10 protein-coding genes are annotated in these 9,519 nt (G+C 68.8%); 6 read left to right on the top strand and 4 right to left on the bottom strand.

Annotated elements, in window-relative coordinates:
- A partial coding sequence (locus tag RI841_RS11215; RefSeq protein ID WP_310705684.1) for a LysR family transcriptional regulator substrate-binding protein occupies positions 1 to 442 on the top strand: 442 nt, incomplete at its 5' end.
- A 16-nt stretch (positions 443 to 458) separates the two neighbouring features.
- Here RI841_RS11215 and RI841_RS11210 read toward each other — a convergent pair.
- Complete coding sequence (locus RI841_RS11210; protein WP_405000940.1) at positions 459 to 1,058, bottom strand: NlpC/P60 family protein; 600 nt, start codon at positions 1,056 to 1,058, stop codon at positions 459 to 461.
- 236 nt (positions 1,059 to 1,294) lie between these two features.
- Positions 1,295 to 3,760, bottom strand: coding sequence for a DUF1266 domain-containing protein (locus tag RI841_RS11205; protein ID WP_310705683.1), 2,466 nt, complete (start codon positions 3,758 to 3,760; stop codon positions 1,295 to 1,297).
- Positions 3,761 to 3,966: 206 nt separating this feature from the next.
- On the opposite strand from RI841_RS11205, the gene RI841_RS11200 reads away from it, so the two are divergent.
- The 3 genes from RI841_RS11200 to RI841_RS11190 all read left to right on the top strand — a co-directional run bounded on the left by RI841_RS11200 (position 3,967) and on the right by RI841_RS11190 (position 7,524).
- Positions 3,967 to 5,412, top strand: a complete 1,446-nt coding sequence (locus RI841_RS11200; protein WP_310705682.1) for an NAD-dependent succinate-semialdehyde dehydrogenase — start codon at positions 3,967 to 3,969, stop codon at positions 5,410 to 5,412.
- Between the two features lie 34 nt (positions 5,413 to 5,446).
- A complete protein-coding gene (gene gabT / locus RI841_RS11195; RefSeq protein WP_310705681.1) occupies positions 5,447 to 6,745 on the top strand; it encodes a 4-aminobutyrate--2-oxoglutarate transaminase in 1,299 nt (432 codons plus the stop codon).
- A gap of 164 nt (positions 6,746 to 6,909) precedes the next feature.
- Positions 6,910 to 7,524: a hypothetical protein gene (locus RI841_RS11190; protein ID WP_310705680.1), complete on the top strand. Its 615-nt coding sequence runs from the start codon at positions 6,910 to 6,912 to the stop codon at positions 7,522 to 7,524.
- Between the two features lie 71 nt (positions 7,525 to 7,595).
- On the opposite strand, the gene RI841_RS11185 is transcribed toward RI841_RS11190, so the two are convergent.
- Both RI841_RS11185 and RI841_RS11180 read right to left on the bottom strand, forming a co-directional pair.
- Positions 7,596 to 7,838, bottom strand: coding sequence for a GlsB/YeaQ/YmgE family stress response membrane protein (locus tag RI841_RS11185; protein WP_106230171.1), 243 nt, complete (start codon positions 7,836 to 7,838; stop codon positions 7,596 to 7,598).
- Between the two features lie 79 nt (positions 7,839 to 7,917).
- Entirely contained in the window at positions 7,918 to 8,466 is a 549-nt protein-coding gene (locus tag RI841_RS11180) for a DUF924 family protein (protein ID WP_310705679.1), read from the bottom strand.
- An 85-nt stretch (positions 8,467 to 8,551) separates the two neighbouring features.
- Between RI841_RS11180 and RI841_RS11175 the strand changes: the two genes are divergently transcribed.
- Both RI841_RS11175 and RI841_RS11170 read left to right on the top strand, forming a co-directional pair.
- On the top strand, positions 8,552 to 8,770 hold the full coding sequence (locus RI841_RS11175) for a hypothetical protein (RefSeq protein ID WP_310705678.1): 219 nt from the start codon (positions 8,552 to 8,554) through the stop codon (positions 8,768 to 8,770).
- Between the two features lie 95 nt (positions 8,771 to 8,865).
- Positions 8,866 to 9,519: YcjX family protein (locus RI841_RS11170; RefSeq protein WP_310705677.1), on the top strand; the 654-nt coding region annotated here is incomplete at its 3' end.

The raw sequence follows: 9,519 nt of genomic DNA, 5'->3' as shown, positions 1-9,519 counted from the left end.
GGTGATCGACGACGACGGCAGTCGCCACCTGGAGCGGCGCCGCCTGATACGCGAGGAGATGGTGGTCTGCGTGCCGCGGGGGCATCCCTTCGCCGAACAACCGAGTGTCTCCGCCGAGGCCTTCTTCGGCGAGACCCTGGTGCTGTTCCAGGATGGCTACTTCCACCGCGAGTTCGTCGATGCACTGGCACGCGAGACCGGCACCACGGCCGACATTGCCTTCCAGTCGAACCTGATACCGCTGACCAAGGCGATCGTCCGCCAAGGATTCGGCATCACCACCTTCCTGCGCCGGGTGGTGGAAGAGCCGGCGCTCCAGGCGGTCTCTTTCGACCCGCCCGCCTGGCTGGACCTGTCGCTGGCCTGGGGGCGCGGCGCCTATCTGTCACGGGCGGAGCAGGCCTTCCTGGACTTCGTGATGGCCCACCGAGAGGTGCTCTAGCAGGCCGCGCCCGGCCTCAGCCCTCACCGGTCCCACCCAGGCGCCGGGCCAGCAGGGTCGGTTCCAGGGTCCGCCTGGCCTGCCAGAAGTGACGCTGCCAATAACGGTTGTCCATATCGGAGATCATCACCCCCCGAGAGGTAGAGGCGTGCAGGAAGCGGCCCTCGCCGACATAGATGCCCACATGGCGATAGACCCCCGGGGGGCGGAAGAACACCAGGTCACCGGGGCGCAGGGCATCACGCTCGACCTCGAGGCCGGCCCGCACCTGCTCCTCGGTGGTGCGCGGCAGGTCGAAGCGGAAGGTGTCGCTGAAGACGTTCTGCACCAGGGCCGAACAGTCGATACCGCGAACGGAGCTACCACCCAGCCGGTAGGGCGTGCCGGCCCAGCGCTCGTGCTGGGCCAGCAGGGCCCGGCGGATCAGCGTCGGAGGGGGATTGTGCAGGCCACGGGCTTCCAGGATGGGATTGTCCACGGGGGACATCCGGGGGTCGGCGGGCATCCCCGGCAGGTCCCGGGCGAAGTAGCCGCCGACGGCCTCCTCCTCGACGCCGCCCGAAGCGGCACAGCCCGCCAGCAGCGCCAGGCCCCCCCGATGACGGTGATGCGACACACGCGTTTGACCAGCATCCTGCGACGACCTCGTTCCCTGAGCCGCGCCCGTGCCTTCGACGCCCTGCGTCGTCCGGTCTGCGGATAGTGTCGCTGTGGCAGTGCCGCCGGAAACGCCCGGTGTCACTGCCAGAGCGGCCTGTCGGCGGCTCGCTGCCTGGTGGTGGCTCCCGACAGAAGGAGCCATGTCATCAATGCCATTGACTATAAACCATACTTTCTTATCAGAGCGACCCCTCAGTGGAGGGTACGACTGTCGCCCGGCAGCGTATCGATGTGCAGTGGCGCCCAGTGGTGCGGTCGAGCCCCGGGGAAGCCGAGGCTGGCCCAAGCCCCCGCCAGCGGCGGCGCCCCCGAGAGCCAGGCCACCAGGGCCTGGCGGAAACCGGCCAGGAAGCTCTCGCGCTCCGGGGTCTCGCCCATGAAGAACGAGAAGCCGGCGTACAGGCCGCGAGCATACTCCTCCCAGCCAGCGTAGTGCTTGCCGGCCAGCCCATGGGCGCGCTCGAGCAGCGTCAGGAACGCAGTCTCGCCGAGCCATCCCAACTGGCGGCCGGCGATGGCCAGGTCCACGGCCTGAGCGATATCCCAGGCCGCCAGATCGACCTCGTTGCAGCCATCCTCGTTGTCCCGGACCCGCTGCAGGCGCAGCAGGTGAGCGCGCTCCTCCTCGCTGCACTCGCCACTATCCAGCGTGGCGATCTCGGAGGCCAGCCGCCCGTGGTTGAGCGTGTAGGGCGCATAGTTGATCTGGTATTCCTGGCGATCGCCGGCCTCGATCAGGTACTCGAGAAACTCGCCCAGCTCTGCCCCCCCGTGAAGGGCGTAATGCCCGTCGACCCAGTCGCGGATGGCCGCGCACTCGCGCTCGCTCTCCGGCTGCGGCAGGCTCCACGCCGGACTGTTGAGCGGTCCGACCAGCGCCATGGCAGTGAAATGGGCAAGCGTCGGCCGCGGCCCGGGCTCGCGCCAGGCGCCACCGCGCCAGTCGAGCCAGTGGAAGAGGCTGCCGGGGTCCTCCAGGTGCCAGCGGATCTCGGCGACCATCGGGGGCTGTTCGGGCTCGGGTAACAGGCTCTCCCAATGGGCCCAGGCCTGCAGCAGGCGACGCGCATCGGGATAGAAGCGGCACAGGGAGCCCTGCAGGGTCTCGGCCAGCCTCGCCAGGCGGATTGCATCGAAGTCCCCACTGTCCATGGCCATCTGCAGGTGGAAGGCGAACTTCTCGGCCATATGGATCGTGGCGGCATGACGGCTCGCTTGCCGGAGGGCATCGCGACTCGCCAGCTCGTCCGGGACCGGGTGACCGAAGGGGGTTTCGGCCGGCGGCAGGGCCCCGTGGGCGGCATCCGCCGCCAGCTGGTTGAGGTGGTGGGCCTGGGCCGGCAGCCAGTAGCGGGAGAGTGCCTCGACGCCCTCGTCGGCATGCAGGTCGAGGGTCTCGACCAGGTAGCGGCGCGCCTCCTCGCGTCGAGCGGCCGGCAGCTCAAGCAATGGCCCCTGACGGTCAGCGAACTCGGGCTCGCGTACCGCCGCCAGCGCCAACGTCCAGTGGCGGGGATCGCCACGCCAGGCCCGCAAGGCCTCGCGCGAGGCCTCGATGAGCGCCTCCGGGATCAGCCCCTGCAGGGCCGGGCGCCAGGGACTCAGCGGCGAGTGCAGCAGCAGCGCCCAGTCCGCCTGGAGGGCGGGCAGCCGATTGCGTCCCTCGAACAGGCTGCGCCCCCGCTGGTAGGCCCGCGCCAGGGCCGCCCAGTCGCTGTAGCGACGCAGCAGAAGATCGGCCCCGTGGTGAGCGAAGTCCTGGGCCTCCTGCTCATCGAGCCAGCCCAGGCAGGCCCCGGCCCAGGCCAGGTCGATCAGCCGCAGCCAGTCCCAGGCGGCCCACTCCAGCGGTTCGCCCTGGTCGAGGAAGTCCAGCAGTACCCGGCCATAGTCGCACTCGCCCCCGGCCAGCGCCTCCCACCATTGCCGGCGCGCCTCGGCATCCGCCTCGAGGAGCCGTCCGACATCCAGGTCCCAGGCCTGGCGGTCGCCCTGGGAGGCCAGCCACAGCAGGCTGCGCACCAGGTCCTCGCGGTTGAGAATCTGCCAGGCCTCCTCCAACCACGCCTCAAGCCCCTGCCAGTCATGAGGACCGGCGGGCAATTCGACGACCGGTGAGAAGGCGGCGCGGAGCCGCCAGACCTGATTCTCGGGGGCCGTTGGCCAGAGCGCGAGCGGCATGGCATGGGTGGCCAGCCACTCCTGCAGCATGCTCCAGGTCACGCCCTCCCCGTCGTGCTCCAGGGCCGAGAGGGCCTCGCAGGCCTCGGCAAAGCCATCATCGCCGCGCACCCAGCCCTCGGCACTGCGGGCATGCAGCAACGCCTCCAGCCAGGCATCAAGACTCGTGTGGTGAGCGCTGACCTCTTCGGTCAGCCGCTGCGCCCAGGCCCGGGCATGCGCTTCGCCGAGCCAGCCTGCGGCGCCCCCCAGGGCGATGACCTCCAATCCGGACAGCAGCCTGGCCGGGTCGACGCTGGTGCCCCCGATTCCCAGGGTCTCCAGCAGGCACCAGCCCAGTTCGCCGCGGTCGGCCACCCCGAGAGCGGCCAGCCGCTCGACGGCCGCCTCGGCCTCTACCGCCAGGGGATCGGGGGTGAAGGCCCAGTCACACAGCACCAGCTGCTGGGCCCACCAGGCATTCAGGGGATCGACCAAGGCTCACCTCGCCATAAAAACCGGAACAGGAACATGCCGTGCCGCACGCCGCGGCAAGTCGGCGCCATAGTGTAGCGGAAAGCGTTGCCGGCGCCGATGCCCGAGGGTAACCGATCATGCGAATCGAGAGGGACCGGGCCTTGGCGAGTTGTTTTAAATAATGCACACTCGTCCAACAAGATGATCAATCCCGACGAGGAATCCCCATGACCGCGGAACCCCAGCTGCTGATCGACAAGGCCTATGTGGCCGGCCAGTGGCGCGATGGCGCGCGCCGCTTCGCCGTGACCAACCCCGCTACCGGCGAGACCCTGGCCGAGGTCCCCGACCTCGATGCCGAGGATGCCCGCGAGGCCGTGACCGCCGCGGCGGACGCCTGGCCGGCCTGGAAGCGGCGCACCGCCAAGGAGCGCGCCACCCTGCTGCGCACCTGGTTCGATGCCATCATGGCCAATCAGGAAGCCCTGGCACGCCTGATGACCCTGGAACAGGGCAAGCCACTGGCCGAGTCGCGTGGCGAGGTGGCCTATGGCGCCTCCTTCGTCGAGTACTATGCCGAGGAGGCCAAGCGGGTCGCTGGCGAAACCCTGCCCAGCCACGGGGTGGACAAGCGCATTCTGGTGTTCCGCGAACCGATCGGCGTGGTGGCCGCCATCACCCCCTGGAACTTCCCGCTGGCGATGATCACCCGCAAGTGCGCCCCGGCCCTGGCCGCCGGCTGCCCGGTGGTGATCAAGCCCGCCGAGGCCACCCCGCTCACCGCCCTGGCGCTGGTGAAGCTCGCCGAGGAGGCCGGCTTCCCGGCCGGCGTCATCAACGCGGTCACCGCCTCTCGCCCGGCCGAGATCGGCGAGGTGCTGACCACCGACCCGCGGGTGCGCAAGATCTCCTTCACTGGCTCCACCCCGGTGGGCAAGCGGCTGCTGGCCCAGTGCGCCGGCACCGTCAAGAAGGCCTCCATGGAGCTGGGGGGCAACGCCCCCTTCATCGTCTTCGACGACGCCGACCTGGATGCCGCCGTCGAGGGCGCCGTGGCCTCCAAGTACCGCAACTCCGGCCAGACCTGCGTCTGCACCAACCGCCTGCTGGTCCAGGCCGGTGTCTACGAGGCCTTCCTGGAGAAGCTGGCCGCCCGAGTGGCCCAGCTCGAGGTCGGCAACGGCCTCGACGAGGGCGTGGTGCAGGGCCCGCTGATCAACGCCGCCGCCGTCGAGAAGGTACAGAGCCACGTGCGCGATGCCCTGGACAAGGGCGGCCGGCTGGTCTGCGGCGGCGAGCCCCATGCACTGGGCGGCACCTTCTTCCAGCCGACGATCATCGCCGACGTCACCGCGCAGATGAAGGTGGCCACCGAGGAGACCTTCGGCCCCCTGGCGCCGGTGTTCCGCTTCGAGACCGAGGAAGAGGCCATCGCCATGGCCAACGCTACCGAGTTCGGCCTTGCCGCCTACTTCTATGCCCGCGACTATCGTCGTATCTGGCATGTCATGGAAGGGCTGGAATATGGCATGGTGGCAGTGAACGAAGGCATTCTCTCCACCGAGCTGGCGCCCTTTGGTGGGGTCAAGGAGTCAGGGCTGGGACGCGAGGGGTCGCGCCACGGCCTGGATGAGTACACTGAACTAAAATACGTCTGTGTCGGCGGCCTGTGATCGCCCGCAGCCTCTTACCAAGGAGACAGGACCCATGAACAACGCAGAACTCAACGAACTCAAGCAGCGCTACGTGGCCAGCGGCGCGGCCAGCCCGGCCACCCAGTTTGCCGACCGCGCCGAGAACGCCCTGGTGTGGGATGCCGACGGCAACCGCATCATCGATTTCGCCGGCGGCATCGGCGTGCTCAACATCGGCCACCGCCATCCCAAGGTGGTCCAGGCGGTCAAGGACCAGCTCGACAAGGTCATGCACACTTGCCAGACCGTCATGCCCTATGAAGGCTACGTGAAGGTCGCCGAGAAGCTCAGCCAGGTCACCCCGGTGCGCGGCCACGCCAAGGTGATGCTGGCCAACTCCGGGGCCGAGGCGCTGGAGAACGCCGTCAAGGTCGCCCGTGCCGCCACCGGCAAGAACAACGTGATCTGCTTCGATGGCGGCTACCACGGCCGTACCTTCATGACCATGGCCATGAACGGCAAGGTCGCGCCCTACGCCACCGACTTCGGCAGCATGCCGGGCAACGTCTTCCGCGCCCCCTACCCCGTGCCCTATCACGGCGTCAGCGAGGACGAGGCCCTGCGCGGCCTGAAGATGGCGCTCAAGACCGATGCCAACCCCAAGGACACCGCGGCCATCGTGCTGGAGCCGGTGCTCGGCGAGGGGGGCTTCTATCCTGCGCCGACGAGCTTCCTCAAGGCGATCCGCGAGACCTGTGACGAGCACGGCATGCTGATGATCGTCGACGAGGTGCAGTCCGGCTTCGGGCGCACCGGCAAGCTGTTTGCCATCGAGCACAGCGGGGTCGAGCCCGACATCATCACCATGGCCAAGAGCATGGCCGACGGCATGCCGATCTCGGCGGTGGTCGGCACCGACAAGCACATGGACGCTTCCGGCGCCAACTCCCTGGGCGGCACCTACACCGGCAGCCCGGTCTCCTGCGCTGCCACCCTGGCCGTGCTGGAGGTCTTCGAGCAGGAGAACATCCTCGAGAAGAGCCAGGCGCTCGGCGACAAGCTGGCCAAGCGCTTCGAGCAGTGGCAGCAGACGTTCGACTGCGTCGACAACGGCCGCAATATGGGCGCCATGGCGGCCATCGACCTCGTCTCCGACAAGGCCAACCACACCCCGGACGCCGACCTGGCCGGCGCGCTGTGCAAGAAGGCCCGCGAGAAGGGACTGATCCTGCTTTCCTGCGGCCTCTACGGCAACACCATCCGCTTCCTGATGCCGGTCACGATCGAGGATGAAGTGCTCGAGGAAGGGCTCGCCATCGTCGAGGAGTCCCTCAAGGAGCTGGTGGGCAGCAAGAGCGCCGCCACCGCCTGAGCCCGCTAGACTGGAAGCGGCACCCCTACCCGCCCGGCTGGAGACAGCCGGGCGGCTCGCGTTGGCGGCACCGGGCCGTTGACGCCGTGACACCGATTCCCTGCTATGGTCGCAGCTTCGTTTCTCGGTCCTTCGCTCTCTCGCTCGCATATCGGTATGGCGCCATGATTCTACGCACGCTTTCCCTGCTGCGCTCCCTGCAGGGCGCTCATCACACGGTCACCGATGCCCAGGCCCGCATCCAGCAGGCCTGCGACTACCGCTGGCTCCGGCGACAGCTGGGCCACGGGGTGGTCGGTGCCCGACAGGCCGCGCTGGCCGACGGCACCCCCGCCGTCTCGGTGGTGCTGCCCTTCGTGGCCACCCCGTCTCGGCGCCGCGGGGGCCGCTGGCCCCAGGACCCCGACGAGCGGGAGCGCTGCTTCGTGGAGGGGGCGCATGCCTGCCGGGCCGCCGGGGCCCCGGGCTACCGCAAGCTGGAGAGCCTCTCCCTGGGACTGGCCCAGGGCGGCATGGCCATCTTGAAGGACGCGGCACGCTTCCAGTACCTGCTCGACCAGCAGGCCCTGCGGCTCACCTGGCGGCGTTCGGGCACCCTGCCGCCCGACCTCGCCCGGCAGCTCGGCCGCCGCCTGCCCGACGGCGACGCCGAGCGCCACGGCCTCTTCCTGCTGACCCTCAAGGTGCCCGCCTCGCTTCCCGAGGGCTCGCCGACCGGTGCCTGGCTGGACGGCTGCCTGGACCGCTACCGGCGCATCCTGCCCACCCCCGCCGGCTGACGGCCCACGCGACACCGCCCGATTGTCACCAATCGGGCGGTCATCTCGCGAGCAAGGCCGGACCTGCTGCCTCAGGCCTTCTTGACCTTGGCGATCACCCACAGCAGCACCACGGCCCCGACGATGGCGGTGACCAGCGAGCCGATGAAACCACCGGCCTGCAGGCCCAGCAGGCTGAACAGGCCACCGCCGATGACGGCGCCCACCACACCGACCCCGATGTTGCCGAGGATGCCGAAGCCCCCGCCGCGCATGATATGGCCGGCAATCCAGCCCGCCAGGCCACCGATGATCAACCAGGCAATGATGCCCATGGCATGTACTCCTTTTCCTTGGTGAAGAACTGAAATGAAGGGACTTGATGGTGCCTTGCCAGGCACCGGGAGAAAAGCCTCAGAACGCGGAACCGGGCTGTTCGAGGAAGGCCAGCTCCTCGCGGGTGGAGTCCCGTCCGAGCACGACATTGCGATGGGGGTAGCGGCCGAAGCGCTCGACCACCTCGCGGTGGCGGTGCTCGTGGCGCAGGTTCTCCTCCAGCCCCGGCTGGGCGAACAGGCGCACCGCCTCGTCATGGATCGCCAGCGACTCACTGTGCATGTAGGGCATGAAGAGGAAGGCCCGCCAGGGCACGTCCAGCAGCCGGTCCGCGCGCTGAGCGACCGCCTCCTGTGCCAGCACCAGGGCCACCGGATCCCAGGCGAAGGCACGAGACGACCCTCGATGGATGTTGCGCGGGAACTGGTCGAGCAAGATCACCTCGGCCAGGCGGCCGCGGGCGGACGCTCGCCACTGCCAGAACTCGCCACACCCTGCGGCCTCGAGCCAGTCACCGAAGCGACGGGCGATCTCGGCATCCAGGGCCGGATCCTTGCGAAACCACTGGGTGGGCGCGAGCTCCCTGAACCAGAAGTCGATCACCGTCTCCGGGCGGCGCGCTTCCATGACCACCTCCTCATCGCTCCAGGGTGAAGCTGATACCATCACAGGTTAGCCGCCCCATCTCATGCTCACCAACGAAGGAAGCCCCATGACCCCTTACGAACTGCTGCAGATGCTGGGTTACGTCTTCAATATCCTCGGCCTGCTGGTCTGCATCGGCGGCCTGACCCTGGCCCGTCGCCCCGAACGCCGCCTGCTCGGTGGTAGCCTGGCGGTACTAGGATTCGTGATCGCCGCGGCCCCCGTGCTGGTGCAGATGTTCGGGCTGGTCGAACCCGTCCCGGTGGGTACCATGCCGCCACGCTAGCCATGGCGGCGCAGCGCCGTTTCCTGACCCTGAAGCTTGTCAGGTGCGCGCCCGACCCGCACATTAATCAGCATACGCCCCCGCAAGGATGCTCCATGCGCACCCCACTGACCCGTGAACTCCATGACCTGCTCGAGCGCGGCCGCGACCGCCAGTTGCGCCTGGCAGTGACCGGTCTGTCGCGCTCGGGCAAGACGGCCTTCCTGACATCGTTGGTCAACCAGCTACGCCACGCCGGCCTCGAGGCACGCCTCGACCTGCTGCCTGCCGCCCGCGAGGGACGACTGCTCGGTGCCCGTCGGGTTCAGCAGCAGGACCTGGGCGTACCGCGCTTCCCCTACGACCGGGCCATGCTGGCGCTGGACGACCAGCCACCGCGCTGGCCCGAGCCGACCCGGGGCATCAGCGAGCTGCGCCTGGCGATCCGCTATCGCCCGACCCGACGCAGCCTGCTTGGCGGCGAGACACGCCAGCTCACCCTGGACCTCTTCGACTATCCCGGGGAGTGGCTACTCGACCTGCCGCTTCTCGACCATGACTACCTGAGCTGGAGCCAGGCCCAACGGCACGATGGCGGTAGCGAGCGTGCGGCACTGTTCGCCGACTGGCACCGAGCGGTGGCTAACCTCGATCCGGCCGACGAAGTCGACGAGGCGCGCCTGGCCGAGATCGCCGACTTGTACGCGAAAGGACTTCGCGGCGCGCGAGAGGCCGGCGCCGATCCTCACGAGAAAGTCTCTTTTAACTTC

The sequence above is a fragment of the Halomonas sp. genome (assembly GCF_031581305.1).
Classification (GTDB): Bacteria; Pseudomonadota; Gammaproteobacteria; order Pseudomonadales; family Halomonadaceae; genus Halomonas.
The sequence above is the reverse complement of the archived record's forward strand: the minus strand, read 5'-3'. Positions and strand labels throughout refer to the sequence as shown.

Excerpts from the sequence above, each read along its gene's own strand:
- RI841_RS11200 (WP_310705682.1), top strand. The coding sequence starts at position 3,967 with ATGACCGCGGAACCCCAGCTGCTGATCGACAAGGCCTATGTGGCCGGC.
- RI841_RS11180 (WP_310705679.1), bottom strand. The coding sequence starts at position 8,466 with ATGGAAGCGCGCCGCCCGGAGACGGTGATCGACTTCTGGTTCAGGGAG.
- RI841_RS11185 (WP_106230171.1), bottom strand. The coding sequence starts at position 7,838 with ATGGGCATCATTGCCTGGTTGATCATCGGTGGCCTGGCGGGCTGGATT.
- RI841_RS11190 (WP_310705680.1), top strand. The coding sequence starts at position 6,910 with ATGATTCTACGCACGCTTTCCCTGCTGCGCTCCCTGCAGGGCGCTCAT.
- gabT (WP_310705681.1), top strand. The coding sequence starts at position 5,447 with ATGAACAACGCAGAACTCAACGAACTCAAGCAGCGCTACGTGGCCAGC.
- RI841_RS11175 (WP_310705678.1), top strand. The coding sequence starts at position 8,552 with ATGACCCCTTACGAACTGCTGCAGATGCTGGGTTACGTCTTCAATATC.